The organism is Haloferax sp. S1W (genome assembly GCF_044593955.1).
In the GTDB taxonomy this organism is placed as follows: Archaea; Halobacteriota; Halobacteria; order Halobacteriales; family Haloferacaceae; genus Haloferax.
In genome coordinates this window covers 788,797-808,517 of record NZ_CP172595.1, presented here as the reverse complement: position 1 = coordinate 808,517, position 19,721 = coordinate 788,797, and the positions used below count along the sequence as shown (strand labels likewise).

Annotated in this window: 19 protein-coding genes; 8 read left to right on the top strand and 11 right to left on the bottom strand. The window is 61.5% G+C overall.

Features of this window, described 5'->3' with window-relative positions; genetic code table 11:
- Positions 1-16: 16 nt before the first annotated feature.
- On the bottom strand, positions 17-2,548 hold the full coding sequence (gene ppk1 / locus ACH9L7_RS04290; protein WP_396612501.1) for a polyphosphate kinase 1: 2,532 nt from the start codon (positions 2,546-2,548) through the stop codon (positions 17-19).
- 322 nt (positions 2,549-2,870) lie between these two features.
- Between ppk1 and thiI the strand changes: the two genes are divergently transcribed.
- Together thiI and ACH9L7_RS04280 are read left to right on the top strand one after the other, a co-directional pair.
- Entirely contained in the window at positions 2,871-4,031 is a 1,161-nt protein-coding gene (gene thiI / locus ACH9L7_RS04285) for a tRNA uracil 4-sulfurtransferase ThiI (protein ID WP_396612500.1), read from the top strand.
- Positions 4,032-4,131: 100 nt separating this feature from the next.
- Positions 4,132-4,584: a DUF5804 family protein gene (locus tag ACH9L7_RS04280; RefSeq protein ID WP_396612499.1), complete on the top strand. Its 453-nt coding sequence runs from the start codon at positions 4,132-4,134 to the stop codon at positions 4,582-4,584.
- Between the two features lie 34 nt (positions 4,585-4,618).
- Here ACH9L7_RS04280 and ACH9L7_RS04275 read toward each other — a convergent pair whose 3' ends face one another.
- Complete coding sequence (locus ACH9L7_RS04275; protein WP_396612498.1) at positions 4,619-5,533, bottom strand: PLP-dependent cysteine synthase family protein; 915 nt, start codon at positions 5,531-5,533, stop codon at positions 4,619-4,621.
- 149 nt (positions 5,534-5,682) lie between these two features.
- Here ACH9L7_RS04275 and ACH9L7_RS04270 point away from each other — a divergent pair, with 149 nt between their 5' ends.
- From ACH9L7_RS04270 to ACH9L7_RS04260, 3 genes are all read left to right on the top strand, one after another.
- Complete coding sequence (locus ACH9L7_RS04270) at positions 5,683-6,063, top strand: thioredoxin family protein (RefSeq protein WP_396612497.1); 381 nt, start codon at positions 5,683-5,685, stop codon at positions 6,061-6,063.
- A 70-nt stretch (positions 6,064-6,133) separates the two neighbouring features.
- Positions 6,134-7,366 carry a PQQ-binding-like beta-propeller repeat protein gene (locus tag ACH9L7_RS04265; protein ID WP_396612496.1) on the top strand — a complete coding sequence of 411 codons (1,233 nt, stop codon included), beginning with the start codon at positions 6,134-6,136 and terminating at the stop codon, positions 7,364-7,366.
- Entirely contained in the window at positions 7,363-8,103 is a 741-nt protein-coding gene (locus ACH9L7_RS04260) for a hypothetical protein (protein ID WP_396612495.1), read from the top strand. The genes ACH9L7_RS04265 and ACH9L7_RS04260 overlap by 4 nt, the downstream gene beginning before the upstream one ends.
- Before the next feature lie 34 nt (positions 8,104-8,137).
- Here the strand turns inward: ACH9L7_RS04260 and ACH9L7_RS04255 are convergent, their stop codons facing one another.
- Positions 8,138-10,246: a thioredoxin domain-containing protein gene (locus tag ACH9L7_RS04255; RefSeq protein ID WP_396612494.1), complete on the bottom strand. Its 2,109-nt coding sequence runs from the start codon at positions 10,244-10,246 to the stop codon at positions 8,138-8,140.
- A 190-nt stretch (positions 10,247-10,436) separates the two neighbouring features.
- On the opposite strand from ACH9L7_RS04255, the gene purD reads away from it, so the two are divergent.
- Both purD and ACH9L7_RS04245 read left to right on the top strand, forming a co-directional pair.
- Positions 10,437-11,723 (top strand): phosphoribosylamine--glycine ligase, encoded by a 1,287-nt coding sequence (gene purD / locus ACH9L7_RS04250; RefSeq protein ID WP_396612493.1) that lies wholly within the window; start codon positions 10,437-10,439, stop codon positions 11,721-11,723.
- Between the two features lie 72 nt (positions 11,724-11,795).
- Positions 11,796-12,305 carry an acyltransferase gene (locus ACH9L7_RS04245; RefSeq protein WP_396612492.1) on the top strand — a complete coding sequence of 170 codons (510 nt, stop codon included), beginning with the start codon at positions 11,796-11,798 and terminating at the stop codon, positions 12,303-12,305.
- A 27-nt stretch (positions 12,306-12,332) separates the two neighbouring features.
- On the opposite strand, the gene ACH9L7_RS04240 is transcribed toward ACH9L7_RS04245, so the two are convergent.
- The 7 genes from ACH9L7_RS04240 to ACH9L7_RS04210 form a co-directional block, all read right to left on the bottom strand.
- A complete protein-coding gene (locus ACH9L7_RS04240) occupies positions 12,333-13,364 on the bottom strand; it encodes an ATP-binding protein (protein WP_396612491.1) in 1,032 nt (343 codons plus the stop codon).
- Positions 13,365-13,433: 69 nt separating this feature from the next.
- Complete coding sequence (locus ACH9L7_RS04235) at positions 13,434-14,141, bottom strand: hypothetical protein (RefSeq protein ID WP_396612490.1); 708 nt, start codon at positions 14,139-14,141, stop codon at positions 13,434-13,436.
- Positions 14,142-14,235: 94 nt separating this feature from the next.
- Positions 14,236-15,048 (bottom strand): mechanosensitive ion channel domain-containing protein, encoded by an 813-nt coding sequence (locus ACH9L7_RS04230; protein ID WP_396612489.1) that lies wholly within the window; start codon positions 15,046-15,048, stop codon positions 14,236-14,238.
- Between the two features lies 1 nt (position 15,049).
- On the bottom strand, positions 15,050-15,859 hold the full coding sequence (gene dacZ, locus ACH9L7_RS04225; protein WP_396612488.1) for a diadenylate cyclase: 810 nt from the start codon (positions 15,857-15,859) through the stop codon (positions 15,050-15,052).
- Between the two features lie 77 nt (positions 15,860-15,936).
- Entirely contained in the window at positions 15,937-16,299 is a 363-nt protein-coding gene (locus ACH9L7_RS04220; RefSeq protein WP_396612487.1) for a group 1 truncated hemoglobin, read from the bottom strand.
- Positions 16,300-16,497: 198 nt separating this feature from the next.
- Entirely contained in the window at positions 16,498-16,824 is a 327-nt protein-coding gene (locus ACH9L7_RS04215; protein WP_396612486.1) for a hypothetical protein, read from the bottom strand.
- 229 nt (positions 16,825-17,053) lie between these two features.
- Entirely contained in the window at positions 17,054-17,500 is a 447-nt protein-coding gene (locus ACH9L7_RS04210) for a universal stress protein (RefSeq protein WP_396612485.1), read from the bottom strand.
- 775 nt (positions 17,501-18,275) lie between these two features.
- On the opposite strand from ACH9L7_RS04210, the gene ACH9L7_RS04205 reads away from it, so the two are divergent.
- Entirely contained in the window at positions 18,276-18,941 is a 666-nt protein-coding gene (locus ACH9L7_RS04205; protein ID WP_396612484.1) for an SHOCT domain-containing protein, read from the top strand.
- A gap of 117 nt (positions 18,942-19,058) precedes the next feature.
- Here ACH9L7_RS04205 and ACH9L7_RS04200 read toward each other — a convergent pair whose 3' ends face one another.
- The gene (locus ACH9L7_RS04200) at positions 19,059-19,262 is read right to left on the bottom strand and encodes a hypothetical protein (protein ID WP_396612483.1); all 204 of its coding nucleotides are present in this window, start codon (positions 19,260-19,262) and stop codon (positions 19,059-19,061) included.
- Positions 19,263-19,721: the final 459 nt, after the last annotated feature.

Sequence of the window (19,721 nt, the reverse complement as noted above, 5' to 3'; positions counted from 1 at the left end):
AACCGCTGGAAGGGCGCTATTCTGCGTCCGAACCGTCGGATTTCTCGGCTGTCGAACCGTAGTATTCCGCGACGAGTTTCGCGGCCGCCTCGGCCGTTTTTCTGTACTCCCGGCCACCATCGGGCGTCCGAACCGCGTACTCGTAGTGGTTACTCTTCGGGACGTACCATTTCTCGGGGAATCGGTCGAGGATTGCCTGTGGGGCGGTGGTTTCGTGGAGCGAGTCCACCGCCTCGACAGACCCGTTTTGGGCCTGCGCCGACTGGACCGGGGTGGTGAAACTCGTTTCGGCCACTACTTCGTGGGTGTCGAGGGACGGCGACAGCGGTTCGTCGCGGGACGACATCACCGTCGGGTTCGATTCGACGAGGAGCGTCTCGGGGACGTTCGGGTGCGACGCTGGCATTCCCATACGGAGGTCAGGTCGGTTCTCCGCCGCGAGGGCCTGTCCCATCAGAATCGACTGCATATTGATTTCGGGGTCGTCACCGGGCGTCAGTTGGTCGTACGAACCATCTGCGTTCATCTCCCACGCCTTCCGGTTGTCGGCGAAGCCGAGTTCGAGGATGAATCGGAGTTGCTCGCGGATGTCGTGGTCTTCGACGGGGGCGACCGCCTCGACGCGCTTGTCGAGATTGCGGGTCATCCAGTCCGCAGACCCGATGTAGTAGTCCGGGTCGCCCGCGTTCTCGAAGTAGAAGATACGAGAGTGTTCGAGGAATCGGTCGACGACGCTCCGAACTGTCACGGTCTCAGAGAGGCCTTCGATGCCCGGACGAAGCCGACAGATGTCGCGGACGAGCAGGTCGATATCGACGCCCGCTATCGACGCCCGGTAGAGTTCTTCGACGATGCCGGGGTCTTCGAGGGCGTTCATCTTCGCGACGATGCGGGCGGGGCGGCCCGCGCGGGCGTGTTCCGCCTCGCGTCGGATACACTTCGTGAACTCGTTGCGCATCGTCACCGGCGCGATGAGGAGTTTGCGGAACTCCTCGTCGAGCGCGGGGCCGGTAAAGAAGTTGAACACCTTCACGAGGTCCTGTCCGATGTCGCGGTCGGCGGTGAGGAGGCCGAGGTCGACGTAGCCCTTCGCGGTCTCGGAGTGGTAGTTGCCGGTGGCGACGTGCGAGTAGAGACAGACACCGTCGGCCTCCTCGCGGACGACGAGGACCGTCTTCGTGTGCGTCTTCAACCCGATGGTTCCGTAGGCGACGTGGATACCTTCTTCTTCGAGTCTGCGGACCCATTCGAGGTTGTTCTGCTCGTCAAAGCGGGCTTTGAGTTCGACCATGGCGGCCACCTGCTTGCCGTTGTCCGCGGCGTCGATGAGCGACTGGATGACCTTCGAGTCCGACGCGGTGCGGTAGATTGCAGCCTTGATGGCGAGGACGTTCGGGTCGTTCGCCGCGGCGTCGAGAAACCGCTGGACCGTGTCGTCGAACGAGTGATACGGGTGGTGCAACAGGACGTCTTTTCGGCGAATTTCGTCGAAGACGGTGTCGCCGTCGCTGTCGACACCGACCTCGTCGAGACTGTAGCCATCATCAAGACTGTGACCGTGCAGTCGCGGGTGCGGCCGCGGTGTCCACGGGTCGCGTTTCAGGTCCGGGCGGTCGAGGTCGGTAAGCGCCATGAACTCGCGGTAGTCAAGTGGGCCGGGAAGCGAAAAGACCTCCCGCTCGTCGAGGTCCAACTGCTCGACGAGCAGGCGCTTGACCGACCCGGGTGCGTCCTGTTCGATTTCGAGGCGGACGGCGGTTGCGAACCGACGCTGTTCGAGCACCTCCTCTATCATGTCGATGAGGTCCTCTGCGACCTCCTCGTTCCGCCGCACTTCGGCGTTGCGCGTCAGTTTGAACACCGCGGTGCCGAGTACCTCGACGTTCGGAAACAGCAAGTCGAGGTTGGCGCGAATGACCGCTTCGAGGAGGACGTACCGCGCTTCGTCGTGGTCGGTGTCGACTTCGACGAGTCGCGGGCGGTTCTGCGGTATCTTCACGCGGGTGAACGTCGGGTCGTCGCCGTTCTTCGTGAGCACCGCAAGCGAGAGCGAGAGGTTCGAGATGAACGGAAACGGGTGCGCGGGGTCGAACGAGAGGGGCGTCAACGTCGGCAGGACAGACGTCTCGAAGTACTCGCGCATCTGTGATTGTTCGTCAGGCGTCAGGTCGTCGTACTCACAGATGTGGATGCCTTCGGCGGCGAGCGCAGGACGGATTTCCTCGCGATAACACGCCGCCTGCCGTTCGAACATCGGGCGGGCCTTGTCGATGGCTTCTTCCCACTGCTCGCGGGGTGTGCGCCCGTCAGCGGTGCGTTCTGTCACCCCGGCGACCAACTGCTGTTTCAATCCGCCGATACGCTTCATGAAGAACTCGTCGAGGTTCTTGGTGAAGATGGCGAGAAACCGAACTCGTTCGAGAAGCGGGTTCTGGTCGTCGAGCACCTCGTTGAGGACGCGCGACTGGAACTCGAGTTCGCTCAACTCGCGGTTGAGATAGTACTTCGGGTCTGAAAGGTCGATATCGGCAGGCGACTCAGTGGTCATGGCATCGTAAGTGGCGACAGGGCATCTCGCTGACTACGGCAGCGTCTGGCTGGCTTCTTCGCTATCCGGGTGTCCGCTGCGACGAGTGGGTGCTAACTGACCGGTAGCAGGCCGCAGCGGCCAAATCTACGGGAAATACAGGGAAAGAGACGTATTAAGCGATTTATATTGGTTCCACGATTGAGTACGGTTCAGTAAATTTCGGTATGTGGTACTATATAAGTATATTTTATATATTGACACGAATCGGCTCGGGCGAGACTGGCGCGACCGGTGCGACGCAGAACGAGATGCTGAAGCGTCGTGACTGAGAAACACGCATGTGAACGAGACGGCGCACGTCGTCCTCGTCGGCTACGGCGAGGTCGGAACGAAGAGTTCGAGCGTCCGAGCGAAGATGGAGGCGCGCCTCCGGGAGAACCTCCAGGCAGTCATCGACGACAGAGACCTCTCGGGCCGCGTCGAGCGAACGTGGTCTCGGCTCCGTGTCGTCGACGCCGACGACCCGGAAGCAGTCGCCGCCGCGTGCGCCGAGGTTCCCGGCGTCGTCTGGACCAGACCGACTCTCGCGTGCGAACCGGACCTCGACGCGATGGTCACGGTGTGCCGCGGCCTCGCCGCAGAACATCCCGAGGGCGCGAGTTTCGCCATCGACGCCGACCGAATCGGCCCCAAAGAGAATCACGGCTTTTCCGTCCGCGACATCGAGCGTGACGCGGGGAGCGCCGTCGTCGAAGCCACCAACGCGCCGGTCGACCTCGACAACCCGGACCACACCTATCGCATCGAGTGCCGAGAGGACACCGCATACGTCTCGATTCGTCGGTTCGACGGACCCGGCGGTATCCCGCTGGGGACCCAAGGGAAGGCCGTCGCGCTCATCTCCGGCGGTATCGACTCGCCCGTGGCGATGTGGGAGATGATGCGCCGCGGGTGCGAAATCGTCCCCGTCTACGTGGACCTTGGCGACTTCGGCGGTGCCGACCACCGAGCGCGGGCGGTCCAGACCGTCCGAACCATCGCCCGGCGCGCACCGAACTTCGATATGCGCGTCCACATCGTCCCCGGCGGTGACGTGGTCGAGCGACTAATGGACACCATCGAGGACACACGGATGCTCTCGCTGCGGCGGGTGATGCTCGCAATCGGGGCCGAAGTCGCCGCCGAAGAGGACGCCCACTCAATCGTGACCGGGGAGTCGCTGGCGCAGAAATCCAGTCAGACCGGCGAGAACCTCGCGGTCACGGCAGCGGCGACCGACTATCCGGTCCACAGACCGCTTTTGACCCGCGACAAGACGGATATTGTCGCCGAGGCGCGTGCGTTGGGCACCTTCCACGACTCCACCCTTCCGGTTGGTTGTGAGCGCGTCGCGCCGTCGTACCCCGAGACGAACGCCTCGCTGGCCGCCGTCGAACAGGCAGAGCCTGACGGCCTCTTCGACCTCGCCGCCGAGGCGGCGCGCAACCGGACGCGGAGCTGAGACTGGGGGTCTTTCTTCTGGTGGTGTTAGACCGCCGGAACCTTCCGGCGGTGCCAGAGTATCGGAACCGCTTTACCGCATCCATACCGTCCTCTCCGACGTGACGCAGGTCTGTATCGTCGGGTCCGAAGACGTTCACCTCCAGTACGAGTTGCTGTCGCGAGAAACCGCCCGCGCGGCGCTCTCGACGTACGACATCACCGAACCGTTCGAGAACTCGCTGTGTGTCGAGACGGTGAGCATCGGCGCGGCCGTCTCACTTCTCAACGACCTCAACTGGTATCTCGTCCGCTTCGCCGACGCCGCGTTGGTCCTCGAACCGTCTATCTCCGACGACGAATGGCTCTCCCGCGACCTCGCCCGCGACGTCCGAGACAGCGCTGTCGCCCCGGAAGAAACCGGCGACCACCTCGCAATCTACGGCGTCGAAGAGGGCCGCCTCGTCGAACCGATGTACGTAACGCGAGTCGACGGGTCGGTCCCCTCCTACGACCTTCGAGATGTCGACGAGACGGTGGTCGTCCGCGTCGGCGAAAACGAGTTCGGCCGATAGCGACAGGTCGACCGAGAATAGCCTGTAGAAGACGTTAGTCGAACATTCCGGTCGACATGTAGCGCTCGCCAGAGTCCCAGAATACTGTGACGACGAGCGGTTGCTCATCCTCGGGAGCGGTGGGGTCCGCGATGCGCTCGGCGACGCGCTTGGCAGCGAGCAGCGACGCGCCGGAGGACTGGCCGACGAGGATGCCTTCCTCGCGGGTGAGTCTTCGACACTCGGCTTCGGCGTCTTCGACCGCAACAATCTCGACGTCGTCGAGCAGGTCCGTATCGAGATTGGGACTGACGAATCCCGGGCCCATTCCCTGAAACTCGTTGTCGCCGACTTCGTGGCCCGAGAGGACGGCGCTTTCTTCGGGTTCGACGCCGACGACGGTCATCGACGGGAACTCCTCTTTGAGGCGGCGGCCGTTCCCCGAGATGGTGCCGCCAGTGCCGATTCCAGCGACGAAGGCGTCGATTTGACGGCCGTCGATTTGGTCGAGAATCTCCTCTGCGGTCGTTCGGTAGTGGGCGTTCGGGTTCGCCGGGTTCTCGAACTGGCGGAGTTGGTACATTCCTTCCTCCGCTTCGAGTTCGTCGGCGCGGTCTTTGGCGTCAGAGATGTTGCCCTCGACGAGTTCGATAGTCGCACCGTAGGCGCGCATGATTTCGCGCCGCTCGGGAGACATCGACTCGGACATGACGATAGTGAGGTCGTAGCCCTTCGCCGCTGCGACCACCGCCAGCCCGATGCCTGTGTTCCCGGACGTCGGTTCGACGAGTTCGTCGCCGGGTTCGATGTCACCTGCCGCTTCCGCCGCCTCGACCATCGCCAGCGCGGGGCGGTCTTTCGCCGACCCGCCGGGGTTCTTGGACTCGATTTTCGCTGCGATGGTCGACCCGGCGGGCGAGTCGACGCGGACCAAGGGGGACCCGATAGCGTCGAGGATACTGTCGTCCATCGCTCTCCGGTTTACCACGCGTACCTAAACGACTGGCGGAGCCGGACGAATCGGCCACTGTTCGGCGGCTGACAGGTGTGAGCCGACCGACCGTGGCGAACCCCGCCGCGAGCGCACCCGTTAAATCCGCGCGTTCGTTAGACCCGCGCATGGCCAAGGCGGAGACGCTAGAGACGATGCAACCGAACCCCGAGTGGGACGCGGACGGATACGAAGACGCCGTTGCGACGCTCGGTGCCGACGACTACACGTTCAAAGTATGGGGCGGCGACTGGTGCGGCGACTGCCAGGACCAACTGCCCAACTTCGGCGCGGCGCTGGACGCCGCTGGCGTCGACTCCAGCCACATCGAACACTACCCGGTCGAGAAGGCCGACGACGGGTCGAAGATTGGCCCCCGCGTCGAGGAGTACGGCATCGAGTACATCCCGACGGTCGTCGTCGAACTCGACGGCGAGGAGGTCGCGCGGTTCGTCGAGGAAGAAGCCGACCCGATTGCGGTCTACCTCGCAGAACAACTGTCGAACTGAGTCGCGGTCGATTCGTTTCTGTTTCACGGTGTCGGAGGACTGATACGAGACGGCCGAGTACGCCGACCAGATGAGACGACGACAGGTCCTCGCGTCGCTCGGTGCCGCCGCCCTCGCGGGGTGTAACGCCCCGAATCTCTGCGGCCCACGAGACACCGAGCCCCTCCCTAACGAAGACGCAGGCTGGCCCCAACAGGGACCCACGCCCGCGAATCAGCGCCTCGCGCCCTCCATCTCAGTAAGCGACCCAACCGAGACGTGGCGCATCGAGACCGACGGCCCAGTGATGACACCGGCTGTTTCCGGGGACACTGTGTACCTCTCCGCCGGTGTGCACAATGACGAGAGTGACCAGTTCCCCGTAGGGGCGCTCTTCGCCTTCGACCGAGAGACGGGAGAGCAGCGCTGGCGAACCATCTTCGGCGACTTCTATGGGGCCTATGCCGGATGCCCGCCAGTCGTCTACCGCGGGACGGTGTACGTCGGCGACGCGGGGCACTACAGCCTCTATGCGGTGAGCGCCCGAACCGGAGCGATTCGGTGGCACGCGCAACTCGGTGGGTCGGTGAATCGCCCGGTTGTTGCCGCTGACGGCGTCATCTGTCTCGCACAGCAGGACCACGTCATCGCGTTCGACACGATGGGCGAGGAGCTGTGGCGATACTCGAAGCCGGGGCACGTCTTCTTGACGACGCCAACTATCGTCGATGGGACGGTCTACGTCGGCTCAGTCTTCAGCCCGGACGGTGGAAACAACGAATCGGCAGACGACCACTCGTCGGTCGTCGCCGCGCTCGACCTCAACACGGGTGACGTGGTGTGGGAAGCCGCCCGCGGCGAGAACTTTAATCCGATTACCGCCGCTGACGGGACACTCTACCTCTCCGGTGCGAACGCGATTCACGCCCTCGATATGGCCGATGGGAGTCGCGTCTGGGAGCAGCCGACCGGGGGCCGTCGCTTCGGCCGCCTCGCGGTCGACGACGAGCGCGTGTACGCCACCGGCGGCAGACAGGCGGTCGCATTCGGTCGCGACGACGGCGAACCTCGCTGGCGGTACGAGGCCGACACCCACCTTCGTTCGCATCCGATGGTGACTGCGAACTCAGTGGTCGCCGCGACAGATAACCCTCAGAGCGGCGATGCCGCCGTCACCTACGCACTTGACGTTGCGACTGGCGAACCCCGATGGTCGGTTGAACTCGACGGCAACATGGGCTTTGCGCCCGTTGCCGGTGAGAATCAGGTGTATCTGTCGTCGTACCGGGCGGAAGGACAGGGCGTGCTGGTCGGTGTCGAATGATGGGTGACGAGACCGTCGACGAGCGCAGTTCGGCGTGCTACATCCTCGATAGCGACGACTACGGCCGCGACGTGGAGACGATTTTTTCGGAAGTACTGCCCCTCGCCCGCACCGTGCGCGTTGAACTCGACCGATACTGGACCGACGAGGACGATGGCGGCGAACAGTGTGCCGCGGTTCTCTCGTCGCTGAACGCCCTCAACCCGGAGCGACCTGACCACCGAACGTATCAGTTCGCCCTCGACGAGGAGGGAACAGACGTGCTGTCTGCGTTGCTCGACGTGGCACGGACGTTTGCCGGACAGCACTTCGTGTTTCGACTCAGATTACTCGACGAAGAAGACGCGGAGTTGCTCAAGACGATTCCGCACGAATCGTCGGTCTCGGGTGGGTCCCCGCCGTTGCCCACTGAGGCGGTCGAATCAATCCAGTCGGCCTTGGTCGACAGAACCGCGATATTCGTCGAGAGTGGGGTCCGGGAACGGTGGCGGACCGACGAACACGCCTACCGACTCGACACAGTAGCCATCGTAGAGTCGTCACTCAACGGGAAGACGAGTCGGACGCTCTGTTCCGCGCTCACGACCAACCGCCTTCGTATTCAGGACGGGACGACGCTGGTGTTCGAAACCCCTTACGGAGACAAGACAGTCCCGTGCGTGAACCCGGACCGTGCCGAGCGTGTCGCTGAAGCAGTCAGGGAGTTGCGAGAGCGGTACGACGGGCACCACCTCTGAACTCCGTTCACTCGGAGGGAAGCGACCCTTCTTCTCAGACGTCCTGTCCCGCCGTAAACCACGCCAACGCTTCGTCGATATCGTGGGTCGGTGCGGAACAGGTGAAGTTCTCGCAGGCGTAGACAGTCGGTTCGCCCCCGTCCGCTTCGCGGGCGGCCCAGATAGGCGGTGCCTCGTCAAGTTCGAGTTCGTCGAGCCACGCGTCCAGTTCGTCGTCGGTGGCCGGTCGGGGCGCGACGACGAGGCCCGGAAGGTAACGTGAGGCGAGCGTCTCGCGCCACTCGGCAGGCATCTCGTCGGCCGCGACGGTCAGTTCTGGGACCCCGCTGGCGGCTTTCTCGGCGGCGAGCGCGAGCGAAACGTGTTCGAGCGGACTGCCGCGGATGCGATTCGCGTGGGTTTCGAGGACGGCGTCAGCGGCCTCGCCGAAGCCAGCATCGGGCGCGAAGTGTTCGAGGTCGAGGAACAGCGAGGTGGCGACGCCGAGACTCGACGGCGTGGATTGGTCGGTCGCCTCCTGCGGGCGCGTCACGAGGGCTTCACCGCTTTCGGGCGTGAAGTAGAGCGTCCCGGCCGCGTCGTCGTAGAACTCGCGGTGAATCGCCCGGGAAAGGTCGAGTGCGAACGCGAGTGGCTCGACGTCGCCGGTGGCCTGATACAGGTCGAACGCGCCGCGGGCGAGGAAGGCGTAGTCTTCGAGGTAGCCGTCGCCTTTGACCTCGCCGTTCATCACGCGCCGCGAGAGGTGTCCGGCGTCTGCGTCCCAGAGGTGCTCGCGCACGAAGTCGAGGGCGCGGTAGGCATCGTCGGCGAGAGAGTCATCTTCGAGCGCGACTGCGCCCTGCGCGAACACCGAAATCATCAGGCCGTTCCACCCGGCGATAATTTTCTCGTCGCGGGCGGGGCGCTCTCGACCCGAACGGGCCGCGAAGAGGGCCGTTCGGGCCTCCGCGAGATGCTCTTCGACCTCGTCTTCGGGGATGTCGTACTCCTCCGCGAGGTCGGAGACGGTCGCCGAGACGTTCAACACGGTCGTCTTGTTCTCGAAGTTGCCGCCGGGCGTGACGCCGTAGCGGTCGCAGAAGAGGTCGGCTTCGAGTTCGGGAAGGAGACTGCGAACCTCGTCGGGCGTCCAGACGTAGAAGGTCCCTTCTTCGCCGCCGGATTGGGCGTCGAGTGTGGCGAAGAAGCCGCCGTCGTCGTGGGAGAGTTCCCTGCGGACGAATTCGAACGTCTCGGCCGCGACATCGGCGTATGCTTCGGTTCCGGTGAGACGGTAGGTGTCGAGATAGCGGGGGACGAGTCCCGCCTGGTCGTACAGCATCTTCTCGAAGTGCGGGACGGTCCAGTCTTTGTCCACGCAGTAGCGGTGGAAGCCGCCGCCGAGGTGGTCGCGCAGGCCGCCGTTGGCCATCGCGTCGAGGGCTTCGACCGCAACGTCGAGCGCCTCGCGGCGGCCAGTGATTGCGTAGCCGCGAAGAAGTGCGTCGATACGGCCGGGTTGCGGGAACTTCGGCCCGCCGCCGAATCCGCCGTCGTCGCGGTCCGCAGCGCGAAGCGAGGCTTGGACTGTCTGGTCGAGAATCTCTGAGCCGGGTGCCTCACCCGGCGTGTCGGGCGTGTCTTCGAGTTGGTCGTGGATGGCGCTCGTCCACTGCTGGGCGCGGTTTTCTATCTCGTCGCGGTCTGTCTGCCACGATTCGGCGAAGCTCTCGACGATGTCGCGGAATCCGGGCGCGCCACGTCGCGGTTCCGGCGGGAAGTACGTCCCGACGAAGAAGGGCTTGCCCTGCGGCGTCAGCCACACCGAAAGCGGCCATCCGCCGCCGCCGGTGACGAGTTGGCAGATAGTCTGATAGATGCGGTCGAGGTCCGGTCGCTCCTCGCGGTCGACTTTGATAGGGACGAAGTGCTCGTTGAGAACCTCGGCGGTTTCGGGGTCGGCGAAGCTCTCGTCGGCCATGACGTGACACCAGTGACAGGCCGAGTAGCCGATAGACAGGAAGATGGGCTTGTCCTGTTCACGCGCCGCGTCGAGGGCCGTCTCGTCCCACGGTTGCCAGTTGACGGGGTTGTCCGCGTGCTGGCGGAGGTACGGGCTTTGCTCCTCGTCGAGTCGGTTGCGTCCCACCGGGTCGGTCATACGTCGAGTTCGGCACTCCGTGAACTAAAGCGGCGTGGAGGCGGCCGATTGCGACACGGAAGCGGCCACTCGTGCTATCCACCGCCTCGACGAGGCGTTGTGAGACACCCACATCCAATATACATGTCTGTGCTCATTTCATCATGAGAGAAGAGCAATCTTTACACTCCCGTGCGCAGGGTATGCGAGTATGAGCGAGACCGTCCTGCTGGTCGGTGGCGGTGGCCGCGAGCACGCGATTGCCCGCGCGCTGGCCCCCGACTGCGACCTGTACGCCTGTGCGAGCAACCGAAACCCCGGCATCGCCGAGTTGGCCGAGGAGTTCGAGACCATCTCCGAGACGGCCGCTGACGACATCGTCGCCTACGCCGAGTCCGTGGATGCGACGCTGGCAATCGTCGGCCCGGAAGCGGGACTCGCGGTGGGCGTCTCTGACGCGCTCGATGAGGCGGGAATCTACACCTTCGGCCCACAGGCGGCCGAGGCCCGCATCGAGACGGACAAGGCGTTCCAGCGGCGGTTCATGCACGACGAGGATATCCCGGGGAACCCCGACTTCGCCACGTTCGACGACATGGAGGCCGCCTGCGACTACATCGACGAGTACGATGGCGACCTCGCGGTCAAGCCTGCCGGGCTGACCGGCGGCAAGGGCGTGAAGGTCATCGGCGACCAGGTGACGCCCGAGGAGGCCAAAGAGTACCTCCGCGACTCCGACTATGACCGCGTCGTCCTCGAAGAGCGCCTCGTCGGCGAGGAATTCACCATTCAGGCGTTCGTCGCAAACGGCGAGTTCCGCGTCACGCCCGCCGTGCAGGACCACAAGCGCGCCTACGAGGGCGACGAGGGTCCGAACACGGGCGGTATGGGTAGCTACACCGACGTGACGCCGTCGCTGCCGTTCATGGAGGATGGCGACTACGAGGCCGCCGTCGAGGTCATCGAAGCCGTCGTCGACGCGATGCCTGACTACAAGGGCATCCTCTACGGCCAGTTCATGCTTACCACCGAGGGGCCGAAGGTCATCGAGTTCAACGCCCGCTTCGGCGACCCGGAGGCGATGAACACGCTGCCAGTCCTCGAAACCCCGTTCCTCGACGTGCTCGTCGCCGCCCGCGAGGGTGAGTCGCTTCCGGAACTCGACTTCGCCGACCAGTCGACCGTCTGCAAGTACGCCGTCCCCGAGGGCTACCCGACCGACCCCAAGGCGGGCGCGAAGATAGAAGTCGAGGTGGACGAAGACGCCGGTGCGCTCCTCTTCTACGCGAGCGTCGATGCCCGCGACGACGGCCTGTACACGACCACCTCTCGGTCCTTCGCCGTCGTCGGGGTCGCAGACAGCATCTCCGAAGCCGAGCAACTCGCCGAAGACGCCCTCGCCGCCGCTGGCGACGGGTTCCACATCCGCCACGACATCGGTACCGAAGCGCTCGTCCAACAGCGCATCGACCACATGGCCGACCTCCGCGGCGAGTAACTCCGTCGCAGGCCCGCGATTTTTCTGACGCACGACGGTGCCACTTTTAGGACTGCCTCCGAATCGACTGGCGTGACCGACGACACCACCCCTCGACACGACCGCATCGAACACCACCCAACGCCGGGGCCACTAAACTCGCTTCAGTACTGGACCGATGCAAAGCCCGTCTGGCGGGTGATGCTCAATTATGTGTTCGTCCTCGTCGCCCGTATCGCCCCCTCGCTTCGGATTCGAAACTGGGCACTCCGGAAAATTGGCGTCACGGTCGGGCGAGGCGTCTCGTGGGGGCTAGAGGCGACACCGGACGTGTTCTGGCCGGAACTGGTGACGGTCGAAGACCACGCGATAATCGGCTACGACTCGGTCATCCTGTGTCACGAATTCCTCCAAGACGAGTACCGAACCGGAGAAGTCGTCGTCGGCGAGCGGGCGATGATCGGCGCGAAGGTGACAATTCTCCCGGGCGTCCGAATCGGTGAAGGGGCGCAGGTCGCCGCGAACTCCCTCGTGACGCGCGATGTGCCACCGGGGGCGACGGTCGCAGGCGTTCCGGCGCGTCGGATGTCGAGCGAGGAATAAGTCGGGGAGAACGCGACGGTTGCGGACTTATTCTGCTGCCGAGTCGTCCGCGACTTCCAGACGGAGACAGAAGATAGACCCGCCATCGTCGTTGTCTTCGACCCAGAGGTCGCCGTTGTACGAGGAGATGACGCTGTCGGCGAAAAAGAGGCTGATACCCGTTCCGTGGTGGAGTTGGTCGTACTCCTCGCGGCCGAAGATGAGGTCACGTTGGTCCTCCGGGACCCCCGGCCCGTTGTCGGCGACCCGAATCACGACTTCCGGCCCGGCGCGTTCGGCCGTGACTTCGACGGTCGGCGTCTCCTTGTCGTTGTGTTCGACGGCGTTTTCGAGAAGGCACTCGAACGCCTCGCCGAGCAGGTCGTCGCCGACGACAGACAGTGTGGGAAGGGTGCTGAATACAAACTCCGCGTCGGGATACTCAATCATCGCGTCGACGAGTTTCTTGTGTAGCACCACGTCGAGACGAACCGGTCTATTCGACGAGTCGTGCGACCGTTCGAGGAGGTCACGAAGGTCGCGGGCGCGTTCTGATTTGTGGACGATATCGAGCACCCGGTCTTGAACCAGTTGGAGTTCTTCGAGTGCTTTCTCGTCGTCGACTCGGTCAGCAACCTGCTGGGTGTATCCGTAGATGACGTTCAGTTCGTTCCGCAGGTCGTGTCGAAGGAGACGATTGAGAACCTCCGAGGCGTTTTCGTACTGTCGTTGTTTCGTGTTGTCGAGAAAGAGTGCGAGAAACCCTCTCACCTCGTCGTCGACGACGATTGGGGTTGCAAACCCGTTTCCGTAGACGACGCGCCCGTCCTGCGGGCGAACCGAAAACTCGCCGGACCACGTCTCCCCGGTGGCGAGTACCTCGACGATTTGGTGGTACGTCTCTTCGTCACCAGCGATGAGACCGACCGTCTCGCCAACAATGTCATCGTAGTCGTAGCTGAGGAGGTTGAGGCCAGCATCGTTGATGTCCCGAAATTTGAAACTCGTGTCCGCTATCAGCATCGGAACGTCCGTGCTGCGGAACACTTCGTGATACAACCCCGGGCTGGTGTCCACCATTCTGTTCCTGCGATACGATAACACCACCAGTACTTATTCTCGGCGGTCATTTATATGACCGAAGGGGTCTCACTCGTCTCTCAGGTCGAAGATGGCCTGATAGTACGTTCCAACGATGGTGAGAACTGAATTGACCTCTCGTTGAACGTCCTCGCGGTCCCACTCGTCGTGTCGTTCTGCACCGGCGACGAAATAGCGGGCGAGCGCATCGACGGTCTGAGCGTCGGCAGTAGGGACCATATGTGCGACTTTGATACGATGAGCACGGCGGGCAATAGAACGCCATCCATCTCGTTTCTGTCCGTGCATCCGCCAGAATCGGACGTGAAGTGTCGCGAACTCGGGGTCCAGGTCGATTTCGTTACACGACGATTTCATGATATTCTCGACCATCGCCCACCGGGTGTCGTCGTTGATGGAGGTGTTTGGCGCCCCCCGGACGTCGGAAATGAAGATATCGTCCGGAACGTCGTGCGCGAAGCAGTCGAGGAACGTCTCCCGATTCTCGATTTCGTCCTGCAGAAAAAGCGCCCGCATAAACAACTTCCCCGCCCGGCAGGAGTGAGACGCCGGACAGTCCGGAAATTCGATTTGGAACGCCCGCGCCATGTGCTCTTCGGCCCCGGCGGCGGCCTCCCGCGCGGCATCGAACGCGCAGTTAGAAAGGTGCATCTCACGCATATCCTGCAGATAGAACCCGCGCAACAGCGTCTCGGCAGCGTCAAGTGCACGGTCAGAGGGCGGCGACACGTCGAGAGCAGGAAGTTCGTCCATCATCGTATTCGTGAAATTCCGATACGACTGAATCGGTGGAGCAGTTCTAAACTATTGTGGTAGCGAGTTGAAAGGACAGAACGACGGGGGTGTTACGTCACCTGATTCGGCCGACGCCGGTGTCGAAGACACGGGCGTTCGGGACGATGTACTCCTCACCGTCGGATTCGACGCGTGTGACGAACACGTCGAACTCCTGGACGACGCCGCGAACGTCCCCAACGACGATTTCGTCGCCGATTGCGTACGGTTGCGTAAAGAGCAGGTACGTCCCTGCCGCACCGGACCGAAGCAGGTCGCGGAACGCGACGGCGCTCAAGACGATAATCGCCAGCAGGTACCCCCCGAGGAGGACGACGAGCGCGAGCGTTGCGACGCCGACCTGTGAGAGTGCCACCAGTGCCGCGAGGAAGAAGATGGTGTACTTCGCGAGCGACGGCAGGATGTTCACCTGCGGAAGCTTTACCGCGCGGAACCGCTCGGCAACGAGGAGTTCGACCTTGTCACCGACGACGATACCCGTGATGAGGACGATGATGGCGATAAACAGTTGCGGGAGGATGGCGATGACGAGGTTCCAGAACCTGTCTGCGTAGTTGACGCCCGCAAACGAGAGAGCGGCGAAGATGGTGACGCCGAGGAGGAAATACCGCGTCAGCCACGAGAGGATTTCGACGGTCGATGTTTCGAAGTCACGAGCGGCCCGTTCGAACGCCGTTCCCTCGATTGCGTCGGGAAGCCCAACGCTAATCAAGAGTCGCTGGACGGCCGTCCCGGCAGCGTACGAGAGGATAAGTCCGACGAGCAGAACCGCCAGCACACCAACGAACCGCAATCCGACTAATTGGATGATTCGTGTGACGATGCTGTCGAGGGACTGTAGCGGCAGGGGTGCGACTAACCCCGTCATCTCAGTAGTCCTCCGGGTCGATTTCGAGAATCATCTTCCCACCCTTGAACGCACGCACGAGTCCGTCGGACTCCGAGAGGACGATGGCGGTTGCGTTCGTGTCGCGGGTGATTGCGCCACCGGCCATGTGGCGAGCGCCGAGGCCTTTCGGGATATCCACGCCTTCGGCGGAGGGTTCGAGGTACCGGTACGCGGAGACGATTTTCCCCGAATCGGAGATGACGAACGCGCCGTCGAGTCGCGAGAACTCCTTGAGCATGACGTTCACGATGGGGTCGCCGACGTAGACGTGGGACTTCTCGAAGGGGTTGTACGAAAGCGGGCGGGACTTGTTCATCACGTTCCCCGCGTCGCCGACGATAAACAGCGCGCCCACGGGTTCGCCCTTCTGGCCCTTCTTCCCGAGTTCGATGGCAACTCCGAATACGTCGCGGATGACCCCAGGGTCCGCTCGGGAGTTGGCAAAGAGGTCGTAGATGCCCGAGCGCATGTTCTCTTCGACGCGAACGCGGACGACAGAGTCCGGGTCGCCGCCGAAGATGCCGACGTTGCAGGCGATGTCGTCGCCCGCCTCGACGATACTCTGTTCCATCGCACCCTCGACCCCGAACCGGATGCGGTCTTTCACATTTTGGAATTGGAGCGGAAGTTCGACGAACGTCTCGGCCTCCACCGTGTTCTCCGGAGCGATAACGACCGTCGGGATGTCGCTCTCTGCGAACCGCTCGTAGTGCGAGTGGCTCGGCGTGAAGAGAAACAGGCCGTCGACATCCGACACGAGGTCGTCCAATATTTCGGATAGCGCCGCCATTGGTGGAGACACACGCCCGGTGAGAAAAAGGGTTGTGTCGTGTCTGACGCGCGTCGTGCGATTCTGCCGACTCTATTTCACTGATTGAGAATGGGCGCTCGAAGCGCGGCCACTTCGCCGAGGATAGCCTCTCGGTTTGCCTCCGAAACATCGTTGGCTCGGAGTGCGGCGTCGAGGTGGTCGGCGATGGCGTCGAAGTCGTCGCCCGTCAGGTCGAGGTGGGTGTGCGCCTCGCGCATCTCTTGGCCGTCGTACTCGACAGGACCACCGGCGACAGAACTGATAAACTGCACCTGATGGGCGTGTTGCTTCGCCATGTCCGTGTCCTCGAAGTAGTGGGCAACCGACTCGTCGGCGAGGACTCGGTCGTAGAAGTCCGATACGACTGCGTCGACAGCCTCACGGCCGCCGATTTCACTGTAGAGGGACTGCTGTTGCATCCATTCGCGAGTTGGCTATATTGTCGGTAAGTTTGACCCCGAACAAATTCGGGGGTCTTTTAAGTAATAACGTGGCAGGGTTTTTAAACGAGGGTTGTTACCATACCACTTGTTTGGCTGTGAGTTCCGGACGCTGTGTAGCGGTGGCGTCGAGTGAGAAGAAAGTGGCAGTGACGTCGAGTGAGAAGGCGGCAGTGCTCAGTCCCGGTCGTCGTCACCACCGGGGAGTCGGCGGACTGCCTTCTCCCATCTGTCTTTGGCTGCCTGCCCGGGGTCCGCAAACGGGTCGTACGTGATGTCCGCTGCAGTACCGAGGTGGCTCCCTCCATCGCGTCCGGTCGCCCGCCGCCACACTCCGAGCACCATCGCGAGGGCGACCACTCCGAATAGGAGTCCTAACACGACGTTGGCTGAATTATCGAACGGGAACGCGACGAAGACGAGAGCCAGTAGAATCGCGACCAGTTGGAACGCGTACAGCACAAGACTAAGCGAGGTACCCGAAATCTCGAACGTCCGACCCATCGTTCGTTTCAGTCGGTGGGCCACAGACGAATGTGTTTTGGCTCCAGTCGGTCGCCGGGTGTCGTCGACTTCGGTCGTGATAACGAGGAACGAAGCGGGAAGCTATCGTCCCTATGTCGAAGCACTCCCGCTTCACAACCACGGCGGTCCGGGGAGCTAAAAATGCTGTTGGCAGATGGGGCTGGCATTCCCGGCTGCCCGCTCCGCGACCGACTGCCGAATGACGCGTCTACGTGACGGTCGCTGGGACAACTGCGATGGGTCGGTTCGTCCGTCTGCCGACGGATTTTGCGACGTTGCCAGTCAGTAGGTCATCGAGCAATCCATGCATACCCCCACCCAGTACGATGAGATCGGCATCGATGGTATCTGCGAGGGTCAAGATACTCTTGGTTGGTGGGTACGGGTCGCTCGAATCCATCACTTGGACGGAAATCCCCTTCGTGAGCAGGTCTTTCTTGACGTGGGAGACGGTTCCGATCCGTTGTGTCTGTCGAAGTTGTCTGGACAACCCAAGTTCTTCTCCGTGAAAGACGTGGGTCAGTGTCGCTTCGACGTTCTGCGGGGCATCTGGGAGCGAGCTGATGAATCGGGCCTGGGCTCGGGCGCTTTCCTCGTTCTCACTGAGTGGGACGAGGACTCGAAACGGCGTCTGGGTCGGTTGTGTTGCTGTCACTGTTCTCTCCTTGCGAGCGAAGGAGAGACTCCCGTTGAGATAGGCCACGTTGGCTGGAGTCAACTGTGTGCCTTTCGCTACACTCACTACCTGTACGTCATCTGAGGAGATAGCCTTGCCGACCAAATGAACTGTCTCAATGTCGCAGCGTTCGTTTCGATTGGCAGTCATGGTTGCTTCGACAAGCAAACCACGAGACAGCGAACGGATCTGAGTGCGTGGGACAGGGTTCGAACCACGGTCGCAACGCGTCGCGTTGCTCCCTGATTCGAACCCTTTGGCGCGCAGACACGTCTCTCGCGATGTTCGAGACGGTATGCGCGGGACAGGGTTCGAACCGGACCGAGACGGTCGGCCTCACTTCGTTCGGCCGCTGCGACTCGGAGGGTTCAGAACCCTTTGTCACGATTTTCGTCCTTACTGTCGCTCACGGCTTCGCCGTTCGCGGGTGCTCGGACAGAAAATGCGCGGGACAGGGTTCGAACCTGCGAAGGTCTACACCACAGCGTCCTAAGCGAGGCGCGACCGTGAACGGCCAACCCTCGTGTACCCGCCAATTTTCACTTCGACAGTACATGATTAAACGACAATGTATAAATGTCCTACTCCGTGACAGCGCCAGTAGCAGTTTCACTTCTCACCAATCACATAGGCATCACTCAATGGATTTGACATCACGACAAGTTGGTAGAGAACGAGTAGATTGAACGACGGAAAAGGTCGTAGATTTCGTGACTGAAGTTTAAGTTACCATACTGTTTTGGTGTCAGTACACATGGATGATGAGTATCAAATAGGCTCGTTAGAGGAGTTTTCGGACTCTAAAAACGCATTTGGTGTCAAAATGGAGAAAGCGGAGCCCATTGGTTCATTTCTCGTCGTTGCCGGTGTCACCCTCACCTTGATGAGTATCGTTACGTTATTTTTTTACCCGTCATTCGGGGTATTTGCTTTAGTGTTCGTTTTTGGGATGCTCTCTGCATTTTCAATGGTTTTCAGAGTGTCAGAACGAGGAGTCATGAGGTTTAGCAAAAGACTCCAAGAATCGGCTCAGGAACAAAACACGCCCAAAAGTTCTATGAAGTCAGTTTGTCGAGAGTGCCATGAAGAAGTCTCACCAGACGTTAAGCGGTGCCCGAATTGTGGGTGGAAACCAAAGAAGCGAGGAGGCCTATGGTGGGGCACAACGGCGGTAACAAGTCTCTCCCCGATTGGATGGGTGTTAGGAGCAAAAGGAGTGTCTGACAATTACAAGGCTGCCAAAGGCGTTGCAAAAGAGGTTCCAGCCGAGGAGCAAAAATCATCGGAAGAAACAGAGGACCAACCATCAAAAGAACACCCCACAGAAACACTCGAACGGCTCAATGATTTGAAAATAAAGGGAGTGATTACTGAAGAAGACTTTGAAGAAAAGAAGAAAGAGTTGCTCGAAAAAATATAATTGCGCAACGAAGCGATAACTGATTGAAATTTGGTTTGTTTTCAGACGTCACTCACTCATTTGCTACTTACCTCTACACAGAAGAACCACGCAAATTCATCGGAAGTTGATGCGGTTTCAGTCCGATGAGGGCAGGGGAAATTCAATGACGCTCTCTTTGAACGATGCTTCGACGTCAGCCTCAGTCTCAGCAAGGACAGCGGCGGCCTTCTTCCGAATACGCTGGGCTTCGCTCCGGACCGAAGAGTAGCGGGTTTCGTCGTCCTCGATGTTTCGCATTTCGTCCAGTAGGAACGCGACTTCCCTCGGGGTGAGTTTCATGCTCTCAGTTCATTGTCGGAGGACTTGATGCTGGACTTCAATTCTTTGGGAACGACCTCTGCAAAGCGTCTCTGTACCCTTCCCGTGATACAGTTCAAACGAAGAACACAGTAATGCGTTCCTACAAACAACGGGGTCATCGGGTTCCTGCTCTATGGTTTAGAACGAGTTACCTCCCCCCGAGGGGACACCCTCTGAGTAGTTACCTTACGGGGAACCGGTTCCCACCGTTGGAAATTCATGGGCGTTAATTGGCGCGCGGATTGGCCGACGCTTCAGAGATGAAACCCGCTGAGGCTGTGAGTCGAGACGCCAGCAGAGAGGAAGGACGCTGAGATGGGGGAGGGGTTAGCACACGAGTCGGGATTGCGAGCGCGCTAATTGGTAAATCGGCGCGCAACTATGGGTCGGTTTTGTCAGGGTTTGCGGGGTAACTGCAGTAGTAAACCGATGAGGCCG